Source organism: Pedobacter aquatilis (assembly GCF_030409415.1).
GTDB classification, from domain to species: domain Bacteria; phylum Bacteroidota; class Bacteroidia; order Sphingobacteriales; family Sphingobacteriaceae; genus Pedobacter; species Pedobacter aquatilis.
Map to the genome: position 1 here is coordinate 1 of NZ_JAUFPW010000034.1, position 21455 is coordinate 21455.

General features: G+C 40.9%; 21 protein-coding genes. 10 read left to right on the top strand and 11 right to left on the bottom strand.

From position 1 onward, the window contains the following. Positions 1–497 precede the first annotated feature (497 nt). Positions 498–1700: an alginate lyase family protein gene (locus tag QWY86_RS15965; protein WP_290243440.1), complete on the top strand. Its 1203-nt coding sequence runs from the start codon at positions 498–500 to the stop codon at positions 1698–1700. Between the two features lie 105 nt (positions 1701–1805). On the opposite strand, the gene QWY86_RS15970 is transcribed toward QWY86_RS15965, so the two are convergent. Together QWY86_RS15970 and QWY86_RS15975 are read right to left on the bottom strand one after the other, a co-directional pair. Continuing rightward, a complete protein-coding gene (locus QWY86_RS15970; RefSeq protein WP_290243441.1) occupies positions 1806–2426 on the bottom strand; it encodes a TlpA family protein disulfide reductase in 621 nt (206 codons plus the stop codon). Positions 2427–2867: 441 nt separating this feature from the next. Continuing rightward, complete coding sequence (locus QWY86_RS15975) at positions 2868–3215, bottom strand: helix-turn-helix domain-containing protein (protein ID WP_290243442.1); 348 nt, start codon at positions 3213–3215, stop codon at positions 2868–2870. Positions 3216–3633: 418 nt separating this feature from the next. On the opposite strand from QWY86_RS15975, the gene QWY86_RS15980 reads away from it, so the two are divergent. From QWY86_RS15980 to QWY86_RS15990, 3 genes are all read left to right on the top strand, one after another. Further along, positions 3634–4086 carry a S24 family peptidase gene (locus QWY86_RS15980; protein WP_290243443.1) on the top strand — a complete coding sequence of 151 codons (453 nt, stop codon included), beginning with the start codon at positions 3634–3636 and terminating at the stop codon, positions 4084–4086. After that, positions 4061–5305 carry a Y-family DNA polymerase gene (locus tag QWY86_RS15985; protein WP_290243444.1) on the top strand — a complete coding sequence of 415 codons (1245 nt, stop codon included), beginning with the start codon at positions 4061–4063 and terminating at the stop codon, positions 5303–5305. The genes QWY86_RS15980 and QWY86_RS15985 overlap by 26 nt, the downstream gene beginning before the upstream one ends. A 146-nt stretch (positions 5306–5451) precedes the next feature. Then, positions 5452–6156 (top strand): SOS response-associated peptidase, encoded by a 705-nt coding sequence (locus tag QWY86_RS15990; protein WP_290243447.1) that lies wholly within the window; start codon positions 5452–5454, stop codon positions 6154–6156. Between the two features lie 235 nt (positions 6157–6391). On the opposite strand, the gene QWY86_RS15995 is transcribed toward QWY86_RS15990, so the two are convergent. Continuing rightward, the gene (locus tag QWY86_RS15995; RefSeq protein WP_290243449.1) at positions 6392–6859 is read right to left on the bottom strand and encodes an Lrp/AsnC family transcriptional regulator; all 468 of its coding nucleotides are present in this window, start codon (positions 6857–6859) and stop codon (positions 6392–6394) included. Positions 6860–7145: 286 nt separating this feature from the next. Here QWY86_RS15995 and QWY86_RS16000 point away from each other — a divergent pair, with 286 nt between their 5' ends. The 3 genes from QWY86_RS16000 to QWY86_RS16010 all read left to right on the top strand — a co-directional run bounded on the left by QWY86_RS16000 (position 7146) and on the right by QWY86_RS16010 (position 8813). Further along, the gene (locus tag QWY86_RS16000; RefSeq protein ID WP_290243451.1) at positions 7146–7478 is read left to right on the top strand and encodes a hypothetical protein; all 333 of its coding nucleotides are present in this window, start codon (positions 7146–7148) and stop codon (positions 7476–7478) included. A gap of 78 nt (positions 7479–7556) precedes the next feature. After that, on the top strand, positions 7557–8186 hold the full coding sequence (locus QWY86_RS16005) for a PLP-dependent aminotransferase family protein (RefSeq protein ID WP_290243453.1): 630 nt from the start codon (positions 7557–7559) through the stop codon (positions 8184–8186). 357 nt (positions 8187–8543) lie between these two features. Further along, positions 8544–8813 carry a helix-turn-helix domain-containing protein gene (locus tag QWY86_RS16010; protein WP_290243455.1) on the top strand — a complete coding sequence of 90 codons (270 nt, stop codon included), beginning with the start codon at positions 8544–8546 and terminating at the stop codon, positions 8811–8813. 443 nt (positions 8814–9256) lie between these two features. Here the strand turns inward: QWY86_RS16010 and QWY86_RS16015 are convergent, their stop codons facing one another. From QWY86_RS16015 to QWY86_RS16045, 7 genes are all read right to left on the bottom strand, one after another. Continuing rightward, positions 9257–9478 carry a hypothetical protein gene (locus QWY86_RS16015; RefSeq protein ID WP_290243457.1) on the bottom strand — a complete coding sequence of 74 codons (222 nt, stop codon included), beginning with the start codon at positions 9476–9478 and terminating at the stop codon, positions 9257–9259. Positions 9479–10069: 591 nt separating this feature from the next. Then, positions 10070–12730: a KGGVGR-motif variant AAA ATPase gene (locus QWY86_RS16020; protein ID WP_290243458.1), complete on the bottom strand. Its 2661-nt coding sequence runs from the start codon at positions 12728–12730 to the stop codon at positions 10070–10072. A gap of 10 nt (positions 12731–12740) precedes the next feature. Further along, positions 12741–13559: a hypothetical protein gene (locus QWY86_RS16025; RefSeq protein WP_290243459.1), complete on the bottom strand. Its 819-nt coding sequence runs from the start codon at positions 13557–13559 to the stop codon at positions 12741–12743. 64 nt (positions 13560–13623) lie between these two features. Next, positions 13624–14334 (bottom strand): DUF4062 domain-containing protein, encoded by a 711-nt coding sequence (locus QWY86_RS16030; RefSeq protein ID WP_290243460.1) that lies wholly within the window; start codon positions 14332–14334, stop codon positions 13624–13626. A gap of 13 nt (positions 14335–14347) precedes the next feature. Then, on the bottom strand, positions 14348–15616 hold the full coding sequence (locus QWY86_RS16035) for an alpha/beta fold hydrolase (RefSeq protein ID WP_290243461.1): 1269 nt from the start codon (positions 15614–15616) through the stop codon (positions 14348–14350). A 17-nt stretch (positions 15617–15633) separates the two neighbouring features. Then, positions 15634–17121 carry a S8 family peptidase gene (locus QWY86_RS16040; protein WP_290243463.1) on the bottom strand — a complete coding sequence of 496 codons (1488 nt, stop codon included), beginning with the start codon at positions 17119–17121 and terminating at the stop codon, positions 15634–15636. 1 nt (position 17122) lies between these two features. Then, positions 17123–17932 (bottom strand): gasdermin, encoded by an 810-nt coding sequence (locus tag QWY86_RS16045; protein WP_290243464.1) that lies wholly within the window; start codon positions 17930–17932, stop codon positions 17123–17125. Positions 17933–18780: 848 nt separating this feature from the next. On the opposite strand from QWY86_RS16045, the gene QWY86_RS16050 reads away from it, so the two are divergent. The 3 genes from QWY86_RS16050 (at position 18781) to QWY86_RS16060 (ending at position 20719) form a co-directional block, all read left to right on the top strand. Further along, positions 18781–19284 (top strand): serine hydrolase domain-containing protein, encoded by a 504-nt coding sequence (locus tag QWY86_RS16050; RefSeq protein ID WP_290243466.1) that lies wholly within the window; start codon positions 18781–18783, stop codon positions 19282–19284. 46 nt (positions 19285–19330) lie between these two features. Beyond that, positions 19331–19459, top strand: coding sequence for a hypothetical protein (locus QWY86_RS20155; protein WP_353958926.1), 129 nt, complete (start codon positions 19331–19333; stop codon positions 19457–19459). Positions 19460–19606: 147 nt separating this feature from the next. Then, a complete protein-coding gene (locus QWY86_RS16060; RefSeq protein WP_290243470.1) occupies positions 19607–20719 on the top strand; it encodes a site-specific integrase in 1113 nt (370 codons plus the stop codon). A 68-nt stretch (positions 20720–20787) separates the two neighbouring features. Here QWY86_RS16060 and QWY86_RS16065 read toward each other — a convergent pair whose 3' ends face one another. Continuing rightward, positions 20788–21132 carry a helix-turn-helix domain-containing protein gene (locus QWY86_RS16065; RefSeq protein WP_290243473.1) on the bottom strand — a complete coding sequence of 115 codons (345 nt, stop codon included), beginning with the start codon at positions 21130–21132 and terminating at the stop codon, positions 20788–20790. Positions 21133–21455 lie beyond the last annotated feature (323 nt).

The following is a 21455-nucleotide window of genomic DNA, read 5'->3' on the forward strand; positions in this document are numbered from 1 at the left end:
CTTTCTGAAGGATTCATCAAACACTCGTCTGCCCATATAATCAAATTTAAAAGTTTCTTTCTAAATCTGACGACTAAATCCCTCTAGTCAAATGTAGCAACTCCAAAACACTCCGGGGGGGGTAAGAGCCTTAATGTTTAAATTCTGACTGAAACTGTGATAGCCAATTCTGGCTATTGCTGACAAAATCCTTCATAAGGATACTTTTGCTTTGTGAAATGCGCTGTTTGCCAAGCGTATCATCTGCTTTTTTTTTTAAAAAAAATTACGTTGATCTAAATGGACCTGGTTTCAAAACCCACGCATTATCATTGCTTTTAAAGCGTATTGGTCTTTTTTCATATTATTAAAAGTCAATTAATTAGCATTTATTTGAGTGCTGGTTTACATCTTTTTTAGGTAATTAACGGACTGCTTTGTTTTTTGAAAACATAAATATTCCACATTTTCTTAAAGCTTATGGAGCCCAGGTAATTTCTAACCAAAAATCTTATACAATGAGAAAACAAAAAATCAAATCAGCTTCCATACTGATGCTGTTGATGCTGAACTTCATTTACGCGGGTTGCAGTAAGGATCAGCTAAAAAAGGAAACCGCAGCGCAAAAGATAGAAATTCTCCCCAAAGCCGCAGCTCCGGCAGTTGGATTCGCCGCATCCTTCGTACATCCGGGAATTCTCAACACAAAACAGAGCCTGGATATCATTGCCTCCCAGGCTAATGCAAATGATCAGGCGAGACTTTCCGCATACCAGAACGTACTGAATTATTGCAACCAGCATACACCAAGTAACAATTACAAAGCGAATGTGGGGGTAGCAGGAGGAGTGATTACCGCAGATGAAACAAGTTTTAAAGGCGATGCCTTACTTGCCTATACCCTTGCGCTTCGATGGGCAAAAACAGGAACCCCGTCTTACGCAAATACGGCCAAACAGATCCTCAATGGCTGGGCCAGCGCATTCAGAACAATTTATGTGCAAAGTGGAACCGAGGGCCGTCAGCCAGCACTGGAGGCAGCCTGGGCGGCGCCGACCTTTGCAGCGGCCGCGGAGATTTTAAAATATTATACGCCCGTCAATGGACAACCTGCATCCTGGAGTGCCTCTGAAAACACGCAGTTTGTCACGTTTTTGAATCGTTTAAAAAATCAATACATTAATAATATTCCGGGTTATAATATCAATAATAACTGGACCGTTTCCGCCGGGTATGCTAAAATGGCGATCGGGATTTTTATCGATGATCAGTCCGTATATCTCGAGGGTATGAATATTATCAAAAATGTATTGCCTATACTCATTGAGACTGATGGAGCGATGCCGAGGGAAATTTGCGGCGGGGGTCACAAAGACTGTGTGCATTTTCAATACGCGCTCACCGGATTTAGTTATGCCGCAAATCTCGCGGCCATACAGGGAGACATTTCTATATATACCGCATCTTCAAGCCGCTTATCGACGGGTTACAACTACCAGTACAAATTCTATAACAGTACATTACCCAATCCTCCCTCATGTGTAACTTGTTCAGTGGGCAGTAAAATCTGGCCGGGAATTGAAATTGCCAACAGACGGTACAATACAACCGAAACCAATTTCCTCCATACCAGATACAACCCCGATGCAGATGGCTTACCGGGTGGGGACATTAGCTTTTTAAGTTGGACGAACTACACCCATAACAACGTTTTTCCCTGAAAATAAACGCGTTGAGCATCAGGAGGATATTTTATGCATACCGCGGAAACTGTAAACTTCTCGGCGGTATGCAGATGTGCTTATTTCAATGCAATGAGAGCTGTGCTATTTTATAAGATTCTCAATTTCTTTACATAATTCATTCGCCGCTTCCTGGTCCGTTTGTCCCGGTCTGAAGCCAATCGATTTAGCGCGGATAATACCTTTTTTATCAATGAATATTTTAGTAGGTATACCTATTAAACCACTTTTGAGATAATATTTATTCATTTTACCATCTTCTGAGAATTCATCAAATAACACTTCAAAGTTATACCCATTCTCTTTAAGGAATTTTTCCGCCAGATTTTTGTAGTCAGCGCTGGTTTCCCTGGTATCTATAAAAAGAAATTGGACCTCTTTACTATCTTTATATGTTTCCATTGCCAGTTTGACGGCAGGAAATGATTGCCTGCACGGGATGCACCAGCTAGCCCAAAAATCAAGTATCACGACTTTACCTCTAAAATCTGTTAGTGATACTGACTTACCTGAAATGTCCTTCAAAGTGAAATCTGGTGCTGGTTTGTTGCTCGTGCTGTCTGGATCAGCTAAGGGCGCTCCAGGATCTTTTTTTTCCATTCTGGAAACTTGCGTCAATTTGGGCTTGATCGGTAATGGAAAGGAAGTAATGGGCAAGATAGTCGTAAATCCACAAAACAGAATTAATTTGATAGTTGTATTCATATTTATTGCTTTTGTTAAAATTCTTATATTCTTTAAAAGTTGCTGCTGGGTTTGGTAAATTTGATTTCCTAACCTCTCAAGTCGATTCTGATAACTTTTATAGTTTTAATCCAGACGCAGTTTTATTGATGATGTTGCACCTTTACTTCATCTGCGAGATCGTTCTTTCTGTAAGCATCTGTAAATCAGTTTGAAAATAATTCATTGGTTTGTGAAGCGCTTTCAGGAATGTAAGCTTTAGGTTTACTCTTTGCTATTTGTGATGTATTTAATTTTAATTGGATGCAACATTTTAATCAATTTTACATCTCTTTTTCAATAACTCAGATAAATGGGTTTCGACTGACCCCGTCTCAACAGAAATGAGGTCGGGGTAATGTCCTCTCGTCTGTATCTTAAAAATTGTAGGGGAGGGACAAGTAAACTAATTTTTTTACTGTGTTAGAATTTTAGATGTTTTCTGTATTTTTTCATCTTCATTTCAGCCTCATTGGCCAATTCATGCTGCGTCTTTAATTTAGCACCCTGTGCCCAGTCCCTAAGTTCAGATTTTACAAAGTATAGTCTTCTTCCGGGTTTGTTCGCTGGTATTTCTCTTCTACTCACCTTCGTGTAAATCGCGGGAACAGTCAGTTTTAAATACTGGGCAGCTTCCTGTACATTCATCAATTCTAAGTCTTTGCTTTCGCCAGGAGTAAGTTCTTCCAGTAAACTTTCTATACGTTCAATTTTTTGGTAAATCTCCTGCAAGAGTACGGGCATGTTTTCAAAACTAATATCTGCCATCATTGTCCGGTTTGTAATTCATTTCACAAGAATAATTCATTAAATAATTGACTTATCGTCCTCCCTTTAGGGATGCCATTCGTTAATTTTCTGCTAAATTGAACTTATTATTTCCCGGTGACTGAGATTTCAAAATTGCTTCCAAAATGATTCCATTATCAATATAAGATACTATTTATTTTAAAGCTTTATTTGCAATGAGTTTCTTATAATAAACTCTTGAAGAGGAGCAGCCGGTAGATGAATCAATGCACCTATCATACCACTTTTCAAATCTTTTCGAACAATTTCAAATCCGCTAATTAAAAAATGGCCTTAAAAAATATATGCTGAGATCATTGAATGTGGGTATTTCAGGTGTTGATAACTCGTTAATGTATTGCTAATATTTTTAGTATTTTTGTTAAAATATTTCTACGTTATGATTAGAGAACTTGAACTGCCAAAGAATGACTTATTGGAAACCCTGGATAACCCGGGCCGGGTATCAGGATTCATTTCACCCGCTGAAGATTATAAACAGCGCAGGTTGCATATCGCACAAAGAATTGTAAATGACCCGACAAATACTTTTTATTTCGAATCTGATGATGATCAGATGCGCTATTTTGGGATCAGGAAAGGCACGATCATCATCGTTGATAAATCAATTCCGGTGTCTTCAGGAATGTTAATCGTTTGTTGCGTAGACGGGGAGTGGCTGACCCGAAAACTCTTGATTAAAGCAGATCAGACTTTTCTCTGCATCAATGATGGCATGGAAGCATGTCTGACCATTACCGGGAAAAACCTGGATGTCTTTGGCGCAGTGACCTGGACCTGTCTACCTCATTCAAAGCAAAAAATCAATGTTCGCGCTGGCCGACTGCAATAACTTTTACGCCAGCTGTCACCGTCTGTTTGAGCCACAGTATAAGGGCATGCCCTTGGTGGTACTGAGCAATAATGACGGATGCGTAATTGCCAGAAGCAATGAAGCGAAGGCGTTGGGCATACCTATGGGAGCACCATATTACAAGATAAAAGCAGAAATCACTAAAAATCAGGTTGCTGTTTTCAGTTCTCACTACACCCTGTATGGAGATATCAGTGCAAGGGTAATGACCAATCTGGCCCGTTTTACGCCAAATGTTGAAGTATACAGCGTTGATGAGTGTTTTTTGGAGCTTTCTGGTTTTGCAGAATTAAAAACGTATGGTAAACTGATCCGGGATACTGTTATTAACAATACTGGAATTCCCATCAGTGTGGGCATTGCGCCAACAAAAGTGCTGGCCAAAGTGGCCAATAAAACTTCCAAAAAGCACGAAGGGGTGATGGTGCTGCAAACAGATGAAGAAATCACCGTAGCACTCGAGCATTATCCTGTAGAAGATCTTTGGGGTGTAGGCAGGCAATTTAGCCATAAATTAATCAAGGCTGGAATAGAAACAGCAGCCCAGTTCAGGCAGTTGCCCATAGACTGGGTACAGGCACAGATGACAATCGTGGGGGTAAGGCTTTGGCGGGAGCTGTGGGGAGAAAGCTGCATGCCGCTGAAAACTTCGCTCGATCCTAAAAAAGGAATGTGCACTTCCCGGGCGTTTGGAAAACTGACAACAGATTATAATGAGCTCAAAGAAGCCACAGCTGCTTATGCGGCCAGGCTCGGTACCAAACTCCGCAGGGAAGGTCTTTGTGCCACTGTACTTTCGGTGAGGCTGCTAACCAATAAATTTGTTTCTGAAACTGCTCAGGCGTATCCTTCCATAACCATACCACTTGAACATCCGGTAAATAATACCATTGATCTGGTGAATACAGCCTTATTCGGTTTGAAAAAAATTTACATGCGTGGCTACCTGTTTCAGAAAGTGGAGGTTACCGCAACCGGACTGGTTCCTGACAATGAAGTTCAGCTAAATATATTCAGCGACTTTAAAGGGGAAAAACATGATCAGGTATCCAAAGTATTGGATAAACTGAATATGCACTACGGTGCCGGAACACTAAAAATGGCGGGAGAAGGCCTGACCCAGAAATGGGCTATGAAACGGCAGTTCCTACGTCCATCCTACACCACTAGCTGGAAAGACATTATTAAAGTCAAATGATATGAAAGAACTTTTAGAATTGATAAAAAAATATCTGCTTAAAGAAGCTGGTAACTTGAACCAGATCAGTGACAAGCCACAATCTACAGTAAAAAAGACTAAAAAAACATAATGGTTTACAGCGTGTTATTTCTCTTAAAGTTCATATGTGTGCCAGATATACCTTAACAGCTGAAGAAAGAGAAATATTGAAGTCACATCCCCATCAGATCCAGGGGGAATGGATGCCAAATTATAACCTTGCCATTACCCAGAAAGGACTGGTGATTACAGCCGATGAGCCGGAGTTGATCCAGCAGATGGGCTTTGGCATCGTGCCCCACTTTGCTGACAGCCTTAAGCTTACCCGAGATACCTGGAACATCAAAAGTGAAACAGCAATGGAGAGTGCGCTGTGGAGACCACTGCTAAAATTCCATAAAACCTGTCTGGTGATAGCCGATGGCTTTTATGAATGGAAGGAACTTGGTAAAGGCGACAAGCAACCTTACCGCTTTACTGTTAAGGACAGAAAACTATTTTGCTTCGCAGGACTCTGGTCCCAATGGGAGGATCCGGAAACTCACGAGAAATTCCGTACATACGGAATACTGACCACCGAAGCCAATCCCCTGGTAGCGGAAATCCATTCAAAAAAAAGAATGCCAGTAATACTTTCGAAAGAAGAGGAAGAAATCTGGTTGAGTAAAACTTTACCCCTTGATACAAAAATGTCCATACTGGATGCATTCCCGGCCGAACTGATGAAACGAACAAAAGTAGGCAAAGGGGTAAATGCAGTCTCAACGCTAAAAAAACCTAATAATGATCCGGATTTGTTATTCCCGTTAAATAGTGATGAAGATATTTAAATTCATGTCTGAAGCTTCCATGTTCGCCAAACCTAGATTTTCTCTTTAGTAACGTGAGTGTAAACTAATAGAAAGCAATGTTTTATGATGAAGATATCTGTTTGCGTTGTGAATATCAATCCAGAGGTGGACGGCGATCAGGAATTCTTGCAAACAGTTAAATTTGTCCCTTAAAGCAGGATACAGGTCTTTGGATATCGCCCCATACGTTCCGCTGTTACAGCGATAGAGTCTATCAAAGCTGGTATGCGGTTTCCCTTTTACTCTGGGAAAGTACAAGAAAACTCTGAATTTTTCCGACCAGATGATTGGACGAAATATGCGCGCTTAAAAATTGATTATAAGATAACATATCCCTGGTAACGATCTTAAGCATGAAATCAAATTCACCGGTTACGTGGTAGCATTCCATCACTTCAGAAAAACCGGCCATCAGGTCCTTAAATTCAGCCAGGGCATCTTCCCCATGTACCTTAAGCTGAATGTGAGGAAAGGCTATGAAGATAGTCCTGATCTTTTGGACATCAACCAGCAAAACCTGCTTTTCAATCACGCCACTGGCCCTCATCTTTTTTAGCCGTTCAACTATATTTGATTTGCTTCTTTTTAATTTTCCGGCAAGTTCTTTATAAGTCAATTCTCCATCGGCCTGCAAAAGGTTTAAAAGGAGGATATCGGTTTGATCAAGATCGACTGCAATCATTTTGTTCTTAAATTTTTCGGGAGCGAAGGTATTGAAATTACAGGGTCAAACATATTTTTAACTAAATATTTTATATGCAACTCTCTGATAGTGTATTTATTACAATAACCATCTGTTGATTAGCTTTAGATCTGAAATTTAATTTCTTTCTGACTTCGATTGTTCTTTTATCTCAGAATCTTATTGGGTGACAGGTGCTGAAAAAAGTATTTATGACCTCTTCTACATTGATTTTTTTTTGCTAAAATATTCCTTTTGATTTTTGTGTCAAATATTTCACTCCGTTATGGAAAACGAAAAATCAAAGCAATACCAGATAAGTATCGGGCCGCTATCCAGGCATTACCTTGGAAATGATCATTATAGTAATCATGCTCATCAGATACAAAGTAAGCTGCAAGACATCGAAATTCTTTTATTGGAACTGCTAGCCCTGGATGAGCATTATCGAATCCTGATATACAACAAAACTCAGGATATGCAGTGCAATATCTTTTCCCTGTTCAGTGTTCCAGGCGACAGCCGCGCTGCTTTTCTGGATTCAGGGAGCAGATCCAATGCGGCGATTTTATCTGCAAGAAAATTTTTGGAGGTTGAAGTGATAGCCTCTTCCAGATAATCCGCCTATTCCTATGTTCCAAGCTGTGAATGGATTCCATATAACGTCTCGTTTATCCACCTTACTTCTACAAATGAAATGCAGGGAAACAGACTTACAAAATTTCCAAAAGTAGTCCTTCCCTTGTTCTGCGATGCTTCCGCTGATTTATTCTCTGCACTTTTTCCTTTAAGCGAATTTGCCATCACCTACGCAAACGGGGGAAATGACATCCTTCCTGAAGATTTGATGCTGCTCATTGTAAATAAAACATATCTGAATAAAGGGGGACTGGATTTGTTAAACAAAAAAAACCTGGTGCATCACAAAAATCATTATGCAGGGGTGAGTTTTATGTCTTTGTTCGTTTTCCATCATCATCTGTCGGCTTTGTCAAAGAAAGGAGGAATACTTGGGCAGGCAGCTGTAGTCGAACAACGTTCACAGATCCTCTACCGGGAAATTGAACGTAACACCCGGTTTTACGCCGTGGTAAATCCTAAAGACAGATCTCCTCTTTCGCCAAGGTTTTATGTAACGCAATCTGCTGATCGCTACAAGTTTGTGCTCGCGCTGGACCAACAAAATTCCCAGATCGTCGAATGGAGTGAGCATGGAGATTTTTTAGTTTCAACGCTGAGGTCTTCGGATGAGGAAATTTTACGACTGGTTGAAATTATGCAGCAGTTTGAACTTGAGTCTTCAAAGCCCGGCAATGATGTGCGATAGAATTACAGTCCTGATGAGCGCCCATGAATACCTGGCCTATATGTTATCCGCACTTTTTATCCTGGCCTTCATTTTAAATAAAATTGTCCTCAGGCGGCAGGAGCGGCGGCGAAACCAGGACAGTAACGGCGACTGGATTTGAATCCATAAAGAATTAATTTTTGAAGTTAAATAGTTCAGTTATGAGAAGAATTAAGGCCGGTGGATGCCGGCCGTTTTCTTATTTAAAGTTTGGATCATGTTCCGGCCATGCAGTCAACCAGTGCATTAGCAGTTTTTAATAAATGTTAATGCGATGCATGAGCAGCTGAGCAAACCATTAGCACCCTATCGAACACCAACCTTAAAATATTAAAAATGAAAATAGATATCCTTACAAAAGAAGATTTGGAAGAATTTAAAAAGGTAATTCTTACAGAAATAAAATTATTGCTAAAGCCTGAAATAAGTGCACAGAAAGAGTGGCTACGAAGCGTGGAAGTCAGGAAAATATTAAAAATCTCACCAGGAACGCTCCAAAACCTAAGGATTAACGGACACTTAGCTTATACCAAAGTTGGCAGTATATTTTATTACGCATATTCAGACATTCAAAAAATGCTAGAAAAACGAGGGAGGAATGGTTGATATCGTATTTAATTTAAGAAGTATGCTGTTGTTTTCGCAACGGTCAATTGATACCATGCCGAATCATATTAGCCTTTATGCCGCAATTCTCACATGCGCCCAGCAGCAACAGTGTTCGAATAGCATCAATGTCAGAAGGCGGGAATTAATGGCCCTTTCTTGTATAAAATCGAATGCAACCTACCACAAATGTATAAGCGAATTAATTGAATGGAACATGATTAAATATTTTCCATCATATCACCCAAGGTTGGGCAGTAAAATTATTTTGCTTGATTTTGAGGCTTAATGATAGGATAGACTTGCGCATTAATATCTAATAAAGTAAAACCGTTGTGATGTTATTATATATATGATAATTTTGCTGGTGTTTAGGCTAGAAGACTTAGAATCTTTGATTTGCTGAAAATATTTTGCTTTTCGTCTCAATCTGCGCCTTAGCTTCAGTCGGTGCTGAATTCAACATTGATATCACTGTTACTCACCTCCGTATAAATCGTGGCTACCGGAATTTTAAGGAATGCTGAAGCCTGATGGATGTTCATGATTTCATTTTCTGCGATAGAGGAATCTGGTTCGTTTTTTAGGAGCAATTCTATTCCGTTGATTTTTTCCAGGATTTCGCCCAGTACCGCCGGTATATCTTCGAAAGTGATTCTTTCCATGGTAAATGTATTAGTGTAAAAAAATTTAGCTTTGCCAGTAAAGTATGCAATATACCATAGACCCGTTCGTGTTTTACAGGGACTAATGTGTACTACTGAATTATGAAATATTTCAGAATATTATTTGCAGATAAGTGACAGATTCAGTCCAATAGACCAAAATCTGTCATTTAGTTTTTTGTAAACTTTAACGCCCACATATTTGATTGCTTAAGTAAGTTTTTTACTGGAAGTTTAATTAGTTAAGGAGATTCAAAAGCGGTGGATGCCGCTTTTGCCATTTCAACTGATTAGCAAATCCATCAAGTAAGATTTTCGCATCAGAATGGTTACTGCAATAACCTGACATGTGAATTAAAGGTGACCAGGAATGGTCACCTTTTTTTCGTTTCATGTGACATTACCCTTCCCACGAATAATTTATGTCCTCTTAATTGAGTTTAGGACTTCGATCGCTCAATTCAGTTTGTTGGGTTCTGGTTATAAGAAAAGCAGATATCTGATTACCTGAATCAAGAATAAACAGGGATTCTGAATATGAATAGAGAAATTACAACCATTAGCAAATTCATGACTTGCTAATGGTTTCATTTAGTCTTTTATAGTGACCGAAAGAAATATATCTCCCTGGTTTCTTCTGAACCTGCTGATTTTTAATTTCCCCTGACCGTCACTGCCTTCCAGGCAGTACACATACTTTGCATCCAGATTAAATACAATTGCAGATGCCTGCAGACCTTTTTTCTCCTCGAAATCAAAAAATGCGATATCCCCAATTTTAATGTGGTTTTCTGAAGATGGGCCAATGAGTTTATTTTTTTTAAGATAATCCAGTAGCTCCTGATGGGATTTTCCATAAAGCTGGCTGGTGTTCAGTTTTTTGAAACACTGATTAATGAGTTCAACGCTCCAGTAAAACTTGATTCTGCTGAAATCTTTTGCATCCAGTGTGTCCTTGTTCATTAAAATTTTTCCATTGGCTAAACGCTGGTATAAGCTGTTTCTGCCGGAATAATAGGAAATGGCTCGGCGCAATGCCGCAGTTCCTGCATTTGGCTTAAAGGTCATCGCTTTAAGATCAGCAAGGGTGCCATTAAACTGATTGGCATCGACCGTTTTAGCCGATTTGTCCTTTGACTCTGAGAGTATACCATCAAACTTTTCCCTGGTAGAGAATTGCCAGAATTTCCAGTTGAGCCATGGTTGGGGGAATGCTGGCCTGGTAGCGGTGCCGTTTGGCTGGCCCAGCCATAAATAATACCTGGAGGGATCAGCCTTGAATAACTGCGCTGCTACGTTTTTGGAGGCATATATGATCGGTTTCATACCGTAGTTGATATTCACCCGATCTAAATAGGTATTAATATTTGCCAGCGTAGGTTCATCAATACTGGTGTTCTCCAGTGCAAAGAGGTTGAGCACCGGTGGCAAATCCCCGGCCGATATGACTACGCGCCTGATAAAATTATCTGCCTGCAAGATAGGATCCGTTTTTGTGGAAAAGTAATGGTAAGCCCCTGCAATAAATTTCTTGTTGCGCAGAATTGTCCAGTTGGTATTGAAGCCAGAATCAACCATGTTTTGGCCTTCAGTTGCCTTTATCATCATGAATGAAATGCCGTACTGCCTAACTTTTGTCTGATCATAAATGGTTTCTTTATTGCTGATGTCGATGCCGACTGCTTTTCCCTGAGCACGGATGGTATCAAAATAAGCTGACGCGTTCAGCAAAGGACCGGTGTAAGCGGCGGTATCGTTTATGTTTGTGCCCACTGCGATTTGCTGGACAGCCTGGTTTTTACCAGTCAGGTATATGATGTATCCGGTGATGAGTAGGACAGTGACAATAAGAACGAGTTTTATAGTGTTTGCCTTTGTGGATGCCTGCGGCTTTTCATGCTCTGTTAAAGCAGTAGCTTCGATAATTTCAGGAGCTCTTACTGGTTTTTTATTTGTTTTATGCTCCTGGATGCTCAATACATTATGTAAGGCATCCAAATTATCAGCGGCTTTTTGATAATGCGGGTCATTATCCAGTGCCTTATGGAAATAGGCCATTTTTTTGTCCAAAAACGGTTCTTTAAGCCCAACCTGATTAAAGGCGATTGCTGCCATTCTTTTATTGCCTGCTTCATCAGCGTCAATGGCATAATTTTTCCAGCTCTCTTGCGGCACTTTTTCATAAAAATTGATTTCGCCTTTCTGCGTATGGAAGTTTCCAAAGGAATCTTTAATGACCATATCCGGGTTGAGGTCCTCAATCAGCCTGGCAATATTGATAAATGGTGCTTTATATTCGGTATCGGAAGATTTATTATCCTGGGTGAACAGGTTTTCCCCGGCAGAAATAGCGGTCACGTAAGGCAAAAATGTATCCCTGAAATAAATGTCCCTGAATACAATATCTACAAATTCACTATCCAAATTTGAATCCAGATTGGAAATGCAATGCGCAAAATATTCATTGAACCTGGTCACCCATTGCGAAAATTTCTCGCCACTGGTATCCACCCTGGAAAGCACAGGAAGGATTTTAGCTGTCCTTCCTTTAAATTTGAGGTACTCAGAATCCTTTATTTTCTCAATGATGGAAGCACATCCATCAAAATTTTGCATCGTTGCGGCAATTACCATTACATTCAAGTCAGGCAGCTGGATGTTGCAGATGCCTGAATAATCACTGATGCCGGTTCTACTATCGATAAGGATGTAATCATATCCTAGTTTTTGCATCTCGGTTTTCAGCAGTTCCACGAAACTCGCACCATCCATAGTCTGGTAAAATTCCATCCAGTCAAAGTTGCCCGAGCGGTAGCTGAAATTATCATTATAATTGCCCGCCGGCATCAGGTCAATCAATCCAGCCTCCGGAGCGTCCCATGAACCCTGCATGGGAATCATGTCAGCCCGGACCGGATAACGAAGGGAAGTACTGGTGATATTTGTGGACAGTGTGGAATCTTCATTTTTATCCTTTTCCAGGACTTTGGGAAGGTCGCGCTCGTAGGTTTCCTTTGGTAGTATTTTTAGAGAATTGATGGTTTTTACATAATCTTCTAACAATTCAAGCGTACCAAGTGAGTTTGATGATGCTTCTTTCTTGTCAAAGAAATAATGCAAGCCTGGCGCCTCGAAATCCCAGTCCCATACCAGAACTTTTTTGCCCCGCTGAAAGCAAAGGTATTGGGCAACATTAGCGCAAAGCTGGGTCCTGCCCACGCCACCTTTATAGGAATAAAACGATACTATCATAATTTGCTTATTAAAATCCGGGGTTAAATTTTGGTGTCACGCCCTGATCACTTAAAAGTTGAAATTGGGTTGGATTAATTTTTTCAAGGCGTCTGATGATTTCGGTTTCCAGGCTGATGTTCACCGAGATATCAAAAAAGAAATTAGGAGAGAGCACCAGGTTAGTGCCCAATAGACGAAAGATCTTTTTTCTCAGCTCATAAAGGAATGATTTTAAATCATTTGCCAGAAAAGTGCAGACCGGAATAAAAAGGGTATTCGCTGAATGCCTGTCCAGATACCTGACCGTTTCAATATTCTCCTCGTCCATTGACATTAAATCAATAATGATCAGGTTGTATTCCGAGCCACTGGTCAGCTGGGTAAGTTTTTGGTTATCGATCACCCCGTGGATATAATCGATCGTAAACAGCCGCCCGCTCGAACGTATGGACTGCAAAAAATCTTCTATTTTGACCGCGTCCCTGCTAAAAGGTAACCAGTCACAGGGTGATGGGCCATGAAGCGGGGATTGAAGGAGGCTAAACAGATTGCCTAAAACCGTTTGAGCGGTCTGCAATGATCCCGAAATTACGTATACGGTAATGGTATTGGGATTTGCAGATCGCGAAGTGCTAATCTGGACTGTTTTAGTTCTGTCTATCCGGGCGGCTTTTAATTCCTCAATCCTTTTTCGTGCCTTATCCATCTGCCCTTCACAATCTCTAATTTCTATATTTAACCGGTCAATTTCATAAACAGTAGCTCCAGGTATGTGGTTCATGAGGTTTCGAAGCTTAACATTTAGGTTATCGAGCAGTATGTAATAAGTTTCTATGGTTTCATCCATATCATTGATCTATTTGATATTTAATTCAAGTTTTTTCCCTCTACCAACTTGGGACATTCAAAGGCTACAGTTTATCAAGGCCAATTTTTTCCAGCTGCATCTTAAACTGGTATTTTAAGTCATAGATGTCATTGTAGCTGGTCGGGAAGTGGCCTAACTTTCTTAATTTATCTTTGAAGGAATCCAGACTTGTATCATCCTGGTTGCGCACAGATGCTTCTATGTTTTTGAAATAAGTATAAGTAATGGGCTTTCCTGTGGTTTTAAAAGTTTCCAGCGCAAGGTCGAATTCTTCCTCCGTATAGCGCCCTGTTTTGGTGTGGAAAAGGCTGACAAAAATGTCGCATTGCCTGATGGCTTTATTGTATTCATCTTGCAGGCGTGTCGACGAGACCGCATCCAGGAAATCTTCCCAAACCGTGAGCCGTAGAAAGATACCTTTACTAACCAGGTTATTGTTTTCTCGGTTTATAAAAATCTCAAACTGGTCCCGGTCTGCCTTAAGTTCAGCCGAAGAGGCTAAGAACAGGCGTACCACTTTGATGTTCTCATCCGGGTCACTGAGTTCAGGTACCTGAGTTTTAACCACATCTGCAATTTTGGTATCAATTTCGACCAGCCTTTCTTCGAGTTCGGCTATTCTCAGCTTGTATTGGCCGGACTGCAGTTCACCCACTTCGATCAGGTGGGCATAGAGTTTTCTGATGTTGTTCTGAAGGGTTGTTTTGGTCAGCTGGAGTGTCTCCAGCATGAAGTTGTCTATCTCGCCATTCATGTCTAAAGTAATTTTAAAGGTAAAAGGCATTGACCAGTGCACTACCCACTTCATCCTTTATAATGTCCGAGTGGCCGCCAATGATGTTGTCGCTTAAAAGGTTATATGTTTTTCCGGCCTGGAAATGATTGGTTTCTGCCGCTTGCTTTAAAGCAATGCTGTTGCTGATGCCTGGCGTTTTCTGCGCGCCGTTGCCGCCAAGGCCGCCATAAAGCGAATCTTTATCGCCAATGTCGCTTGCTTGCTGCCCGCCCAGCCTGGAGGCGAGGGCATAAGCAAGTCCTACCGCCCGGTCGGCGCGGGTGTGTGTGATGAGCAAGGCCCCGCTAACTTTGTTTTCGGTGAGCACAGAACGGAAAAATCCATCATTTTGCTCATCATATTTGCTGGCAAAAGCATAGTGTGAGAAAGCTGCCTGAATCAGGGCCAGCGTTTTGGCTTTGATTTGTTCAGGACCGGAAAGGGCAGAAGTCACCAGTCTGGCACCGAAACTATGGCCCACCAGATGGAAATTAATGGCTGGGGAGATCTTCTTGATTTCCGACAGCTTTAAGTTTAGTGCAGCGCCGATTTCTCCTGCACGGTTTTTCATCTTGTAATAGGTTGCCAGGTTCATCAGGTTCGCTACGCCCTGCTTTAACCCGCTAAAAAGACCCATCGCCTGACCTGCTTGAGTGGCTGGATCTGCTATGGAAGCCGCTCCGCCATCGGTGCTTTGGGTTTCCAGATAAGGAATACTCCCGTCCTGAAGAAAGGTTTTAACATCATCTTCCTTTAGAGATTCGAAGGGAGAGTTTTCCTGCTCCGGACGGGTAATTTTTAAAAGTTTTGAAAATTCCCGCGCCAGGATATCTTCATCCCCGTTTTGTTGAATGGCGAGGAGGATCTTTTCAAAAGTTTCAGTTTCGGCAGGTTCATCGAATACATCCTGAATTCCGGCCCAGCTTAAAGCGAGCTGCTGCGTTTCCTGCTCGTCTAAATCACCCATGCTTGCAGCATTGCCTGGAATGAGCTCCCGGTCGGTGAACTGTTTGGAAGGCCAGAAAACATTCAGGCTGGCAAAGCGCTTGCCGTCCTTTCCTTTAGCATTGATGGCTTTGGAGATTTTTTCCAGTAAGCCCTCATAGAGTTTGCGTGCATCTTCAATGTTATTGTTCCAGCCGTGAGAGAGCACGATCAGGTCTGTGTAGTCATTGGCCTTTAAGGCATTGATAAAAGCTTTGAACTGTTCGGGGTCAACCTCCCGGGCCGCTTTATTAAAGTGAATTTCGTATGTATCCATGATTAGTATTGAGTGGTTTATACCGATTGTATTGCCCGCATTAAATCCACCAGACCTTTGCCCTGGAAGTAAGGGTCGCGTCTGAGGTCTGTTGCAGTAGAGCAAAAAATGTGTTTTAGTTTTTCTGGCTGGCCGATGTATTCCCGTCTGACTGATAAGAAGGCTGCAATGGCGCCCGAAACATGAGGGGCTGCCATACTTGTTCCACTTTCTTCCAGGTAGTAGGCTTCATTTGCGCCAGCTGCATTCGTGCCGAATGCCTTTTTCTTGCCGCCTGCGGCGCAGGAGATAATTTTTTCTCCCGGGGCAATGATATCAGGCTTAGGCCTGCCGTCGCCCGTTGGGCCTTTCGAAGAAAAATAAGAAACGCCGTAAGTATGCGGGGACTCGCGGTGGGTTGCCCCCACAGTGATGGCCAGTTCTGCATTTCCCGGATCATTAATGCTCAGGGGCATGCCTGAGGCCATTCTCCCGTTGAATTTTGTATCGCTGAATCCATAACCGGTATTACCTGCGGCAACCACGACCACAACGCCGGACTTAACCAGGCGGTCGACTTCCACGCATACCGGACTCTGCCCACAGGCAAACCATTCTGGGTCGAAAGGATAACCAAGGCTTAAGTTAACCCCGTGTATTTTGAGTTCGCGTCCGTAATTATTGATTTCCTGGATGTGCGCGATAGCGGCAATGAGTGAACTGGTTTGTCCCTTACCACGGCTGTCCAGGACCTTAATACTTACAATTTTGCATTTAGGGGCCATGCCTGAGATTTTGTCTATCGCCACATTTTTAAAGTTCGATTCACCGATCTCATTTTTACTGCGCACCAGAATCACCGGCTGTATGGGGTCCTCTGGCTTAAGTTTCTGCATTTCCCCCGCAATTATTCCGGCAACGTGCGTACCGTGCCCGAATTCATCTTCTTCGGCTGAACCTGACTCGGTGAAATTTTTATGGTAATCGCTATGGCGGTTTTTATGCTCTAAAAAGTGAGGGTGGGAGAAATCAACCCCTGAATCTACGACCGCCCAGGTGATTTCCTCACCTGATGCGGAGAAGGAGGTTCTGGCAGCATCGGCCTTTATTGTCCGGACTGATTTAATCATCTGGCTGCCCATTTTAAAATCGGGCCATATTTTATAAATGGCTGGATTTCCTTTGCGGTCCATGACTATGATGCCCCTGATGATCTCCGGACTTAGTTTAGCGAATACATACTGCCTGGTCAGACGGTTTTTCTCCTTGTTTATCGAGATCTGTTTACGTGTACTTTCTTCAGTTAGGTTGTTGCTTTTTGAATAATCCAGGATCAGGTTTACCACTTTTTCTCCTGCAAGCACAATTCCTTCGGCGTAATTAAGGTTCAAATCAATAATGATGGAAATGGGTTTATTGGGGCTTGAATCCATAAGGTCAAGCAAGGGCTTTGCAATAATGGTTTTTTCCAGTACCCTGGGGTCGAACTTATATTCTTCCCCAGGTAAATCATTTTCGGCTACCATTTTAGCTAAACTGGATCAGGTTATCTGAAGGTGCCAGGTATTCAAGAGTGCCCTTATCTTTCACCTCTTTGACGCGTTCAAATGTTTCAGTTGCTGATAAACCGATCCCGTTATCTGCATTTTCGAATGCCGTGTACTTGCCGTTTTCATAGATTAACCTGATCGCTTTAAAACCAAATACCAGCATTTTGTCCCCACTGTATACCGTTTTTGATGAAGCGCTGCTCTCTGAGCTGACGTCAACTTTCCCGCCAACGATTTCTTTAATCACCGGAACTTCCACTTTTAAACTGCTGTTGTTTTTTGAGGTAGCCTCTACGCTGATCTTATTACTTTTTAATACTGAAGTGATGATGTAAATGTCGTCTGATTCGAGTAATTCACTAATTTGTCTGGAAAGTGGGTTGATGTCTGCATCATTCAAATACATGTCAAGCTTAATGATGTCCACGTTTTCGGATTTGACATCTTCAAAGGTAAAAGCGATGGTTTTGGCATTGCTGTAAGCCGCATCAATCCCTAAGTTTCCACCCATAGCACTGATGATGCCCCCTAAAATGCTCATGGCAACGCCAGCACTTAAGTCACTGGTTTTCTGTCCAGAGACATTGGCCGTATCTGCTTCAGGGTTTACAGCAGGTAATGCAGCATTGGGGCCAGAAACCAGCACGGTATCAATATTGCCTAAATACTCCAGGACCCCTTTCTTTTTTGTTAGGATTTGTAAAGGGGCGATGTCAGTCCTTGGAAGGCGGACAACGTTATAGCCTTTAGATTTAAGATAGCTTACAGATTGATCATTACATTTCATGATGTTTATTTTTTTTAGAGGTTAATAATTATTTGGCCTATGTTTAGCGTTCTATTGAAAGCCTAATGGCATTTGGTTGTTTTTTTACGGGTTGCCCCTCAGAGTTTTATTGATGATTTTTTATCAATAGGATTATCCTTTTGGAGTTTAAACTATTCTTTTTTTGGTGCTGGGTTAACAGGCAGGTTTAGTCCGCACAGAAATATTTATTTGCTTAGGATTATTAGATGCTGGGCTGAGCTGGGAGTTTTTAACCACAAGCACACCTTTTTTCATCTTTTATATTTTTTTGATGCTGGGTTTACCCGCTGGTATTGCCTGCACCTAAGAATTATTTCTACTAGTTACTTGAAATCTCTTCGAAATTCAGATAGGGTACTTTGATAGAAAGCACCGCCTGTCTATTCAGGTTCAGCTCCTCGCGGGCGGGTGTTGGAATGGCTTCATGTTAATTTAGATTTTGAGGGTTAAATTTTGAGTATCTGAGTGGATATTTGAGCGTATCAGCAGGGACTTAATTTTCGTTTGGATGATACAATCTTAAACAATTTAGCTGCTTTAAAAAATACTATATATTGAGTATTTTTTAAGTTTACAGGTTTGTATATGTTTGATTATAAGTGTGTAATTAATTTTATTCAGCTAAACGGTCTTAGCCTGCTAAGCATACAAAAGGATATAGCTCGATTTATGTGATTAAGATTTAATGATTGATAGGGTGGTATGTGGGAGAATTGTATATACAATTAATTAAAGCATATGCAACGCTACAATTTTTATCGTGTCTATTCTGTGTTTTTATTGCTAAATGATTCAGGCAACACTGTTTTGTTCTTAAGAAAAAAAATATGAAAAGTAGATTATTGACCCTGATTGGTATTTGTTTGTTTTTAAATGCGTTCTCCCAGAAGGATAATAGCGCCGTTGACCAGATCATAAGCCGGGAGATGAATGAGCGTAAAATTCCTGGTCTACAGGTAGCCATCGTTAAGGCTGGTAAACTGGTTTTTAAAAAAAGTTATGGTCTGGCCAATGTGCAGGATAGTGTCAAAGTCGATGATCAGTCCATTTTTGCAATCAATTCCTGCACGAAGGTTTTTACAGCGGTAGCCATCATGCAATTGGTAGAATCCGGGAAAGTGGAGCTTTCCGCACCAATAAGCCGTTATCTTGATGTTTTGCCGCCCCAATGGCCCCAGGTGACCATCAACCAGATGCTGACCCATACTTCGGGTTTTCCGGATCTTTTGAAAGTGCTGGATCCGTTAACGGGGGGCGTCGGCGCGCTTAAATCTGAAAGTGCGGTCTGGGAGAAAGTGAAAAGCCTGCCGATGGATTTTAGCCCCCGGTGAGAAGTTTAGTTATAACCAGACCAATGGCTATCTGCTTGGAAAGCTCATCGATAAAATCTCTGGCCAGCCATTTGCCGAAAATTTCCAGTTGAACCAATTTAACCCTGCCAGGATGCGGGGCACCATATTCGGGGATTCCAGAGATGTTATTGCGCATTTTTCAACAGACGATTAGTGCCTAAAATAAGAGATGGCCAAAATGTACTTTTATCAAGAAAAGCAATAGATAAACTTTACAAAACCTTTGAAAGAGAAGGCAGGATTTGATTCAGTTGCTATCTTCTTAAATTCTAAACGATATTAATTATATAAATTAAAAACCATGTCTAAAGTAAAGGTTCGCAAACGGCTACTGAAGGATAATAGGCACTCCCTATATTTGGACTACTACCCGCCTTTGAGGCATCCTAAAACTGGGAAATTGATAAGAAGGGAAAATCTTAAACTTTATATTTATGATAAGCCAAAGAATGATTATCATAAAAAGCATAACAAAGAAACTTTGCTTTTGGCAGAACATGTTAGATGTAATCGTCAACTGGATGTTCAGAATAGGAGGTTTGGTTTTCTATCAGATGATGCACGGGATGCGGATTTTATTGAGTTCTTTAAAGAATTAAATAGAAAGAAACAGACTTCACTGTCCGATCAGGCGGCAATGTCTGTAAAATACTTTCAAGCTTTTGCCGGAGAAACGTTTAAATTCAGTGATTTGGATGAGTTTTTTTGTGAGGATTATAAATCTTTTTTGTTAAGTGGTCCTGGGATAAGTAGGAGGGGACGCCCAATAAGCCGCAACACTGCCGTGAGCTATTTTGCAAAGTTTAGAACGGCTTTGAAAGAAGTTTATAGAAGGAATTTGATTACGGAAGATTTATATTCTAAAATTGACGCTGTTGATCCCAAAGAAACACATCGGGAGCGACTCGAAATAGAGGAACTTCAATTATTGGTGAAAACTCCCGCAAAGTCAGATTTAATGAAACGTGCTTGCCTGTTTTCAGCTTTAACTGGGCTTAGGTTCTCCGATGTTCAGACACTTAGTTGGAATGAGGTGAGAGGCTATAAAGGAAAATATAGCCTCCAGTATTTTCAGGAGAAAACAGAAGGTGCCGAAACATTACCAATTTCCGATCAGGCTGTAGAGCTTATGGGGGTGAAGAAAAAAGGTTCAGACTTGGTCTTCTACGGTTTAATTTATCATCAGTTTAAGGAATTTTTAAAAAAATGGCTTACTGCTGCCGGAATTAAAAAAAATATTACATTTCATAGTTTTCGGCATACTTACGCAACTTTACAAATAGAATTGGGTACTGATATATATACCGTTTCTAAAATGCTGGGACATAAAAGTATAAAAACTACAGAAATTTATGCAAAGGTCGTTGATAGGAAAAAAATTGAAGCCACTAGAAAGATTAACCTAGAATTATGAGACTATTATAGTTGAGTCAACTTAATTGTGCTAGTTGATTGCAACATGTATCTGCATGCAGCTATTTTTTAGCTACCGAAATGTTTTCTATATCCTTTCATTTTTATTTGAGCCTCTTTCAGCATCTCATTTTGAGTTTTAAGTTTGGATGCCCTTATCCATTCCATTAGATTTGATTTAGAGAAATATAACCTTCGTCCAGGCTTACTGACCGGAATCTCCCTACGGGAAACTTTGGTATATAGTGCTGGTACCGATGTTTTAAGAAATGCAGCAGCCTCATGAATATTCAGTAATTCCTGTTCATCAGACTCCAAGAGATGAAGTTTGGATACCATCACTTCTAATCGTTCGATTTTTTTTAAAATTTCCATTAGTACCTCTGGCATCTCTTCAAAACTTATCTTATCCATAATCTTTTATCTTGAAGCACGTTTGTTCAAATTCATGGTTTTTTCAAAAGGTTCATCAGTATCCGATGGTAATAACGTTTAATTTTATATGCCATTTCAAAAATCCTTTCGAAAAAATAAAAACAGAATCTTTAGGCTAATAATATTTCACCTTTTACTATTATTGCTGCTTATTAGTCAATAGGGGGATTTTCGGCATATCTTACGCGGTGATTCCGTGGCAAAAATTAAACTTATTTTCACGCATCGATCATTTTAAACAAAAACATCTTCTGCTGGTCAAACAAAACATCTTGACTTTGAGCGTCTCTCATAAAAAACTT

Coding starts and splice junctions, on each gene's coding strand:
- QWY86_RS15965 (WP_290243440.1), top strand. CDS start 498: ATGAGAAAACAAAAAATCAAATCAGCTTCCATACTGATGCTGTTGATG.
- QWY86_RS15970 (WP_290243441.1), bottom strand. CDS start 2,426: ATGAATACAACTATCAAATTAATTCTGTTTTGTGGATTTACGACTATC.
- QWY86_RS15975 (WP_290243442.1), bottom strand. CDS start 3,215: ATGATGGCAGATATTAGTTTTGAAAACATGCCCGTACTCTTGCAGGAG.
- QWY86_RS15980 (WP_290243443.1), top strand. CDS start 3,634: ATGATTAGAGAACTTGAACTGCCAAAGAATGACTTATTGGAAACCCTG.
- QWY86_RS15985 (WP_290243444.1), top strand. CDS start 4,061: ATGTTCGCGCTGGCCGACTGCAATAACTTTTACGCCAGCTGTCACCGT.
- QWY86_RS15990 (WP_290243447.1), top strand. CDS start 5,452: ATGTGTGCCAGATATACCTTAACAGCTGAAGAAAGAGAAATATTGAAG.
- QWY86_RS15995 (WP_290243449.1), bottom strand. CDS start 6,859: ATGATTGCAGTCGATCTTGATCAAACCGATATCCTCCTTTTAAACCTT.
- QWY86_RS16000 (WP_290243451.1), top strand. CDS start 7,146: ATGGAAAACGAAAAATCAAAGCAATACCAGATAAGTATCGGGCCGCTA.
- QWY86_RS16005 (WP_290243453.1), top strand. CDS start 7,557: ATGCAGGGAAACAGACTTACAAAATTTCCAAAAGTAGTCCTTCCCTTG.
- QWY86_RS16010 (WP_290243455.1), top strand. CDS start 8,544: ATGAAAATAGATATCCTTACAAAAGAAGATTTGGAAGAATTTAAAAAG.
- QWY86_RS16015 (WP_290243457.1), bottom strand. CDS start 9,478: ATGGAAAGAATCACTTTCGAAGATATACCGGCGGTACTGGGCGAAATC.
- QWY86_RS16020 (WP_290243458.1), bottom strand. CDS start 12,730: ATGATAGTATCGTTTTATTCCTATAAAGGTGGCGTGGGCAGGACCCAG.
- QWY86_RS16025 (WP_290243459.1), bottom strand. CDS start 13,559: ATGGATGAAACCATAGAAACTTATTACATACTGCTCGATAACCTAAAT.
- QWY86_RS16030 (WP_290243460.1), bottom strand. CDS start 14,334: ATGAATGGCGAGATAGACAACTTCATGCTGGAGACACTCCAGCTGACC.
- QWY86_RS16035 (WP_290243461.1), bottom strand. CDS start 15,616: ATGGATACATACGAAATTCACTTTAATAAAGCGGCCCGGGAGGTTGAC.
- QWY86_RS16040 (WP_290243463.1), bottom strand. CDS start 17,121: ATGGTAGCCGAAAATGATTTACCTGGGGAAGAATATAAGTTCGACCCC.
- QWY86_RS16045 (WP_290243464.1), bottom strand. CDS start 17,932: ATGAAATGTAATGATCAATCTGTAAGCTATCTTAAATCTAAAGGCTAT.
- QWY86_RS16050 (WP_290243466.1), top strand. CDS start 18,781: ATGAAAAGTAGATTATTGACCCTGATTGGTATTTGTTTGTTTTTAAAT.
- QWY86_RS16060 (WP_290243470.1), top strand. CDS start 19,607: ATGTCTAAAGTAAAGGTTCGCAAACGGCTACTGAAGGATAATAGGCAC.
- QWY86_RS16065 (WP_290243473.1), bottom strand. CDS start 21,132: ATGGATAAGATAAGTTTTGAAGAGATGCCAGAGGTACTAATGGAAATT.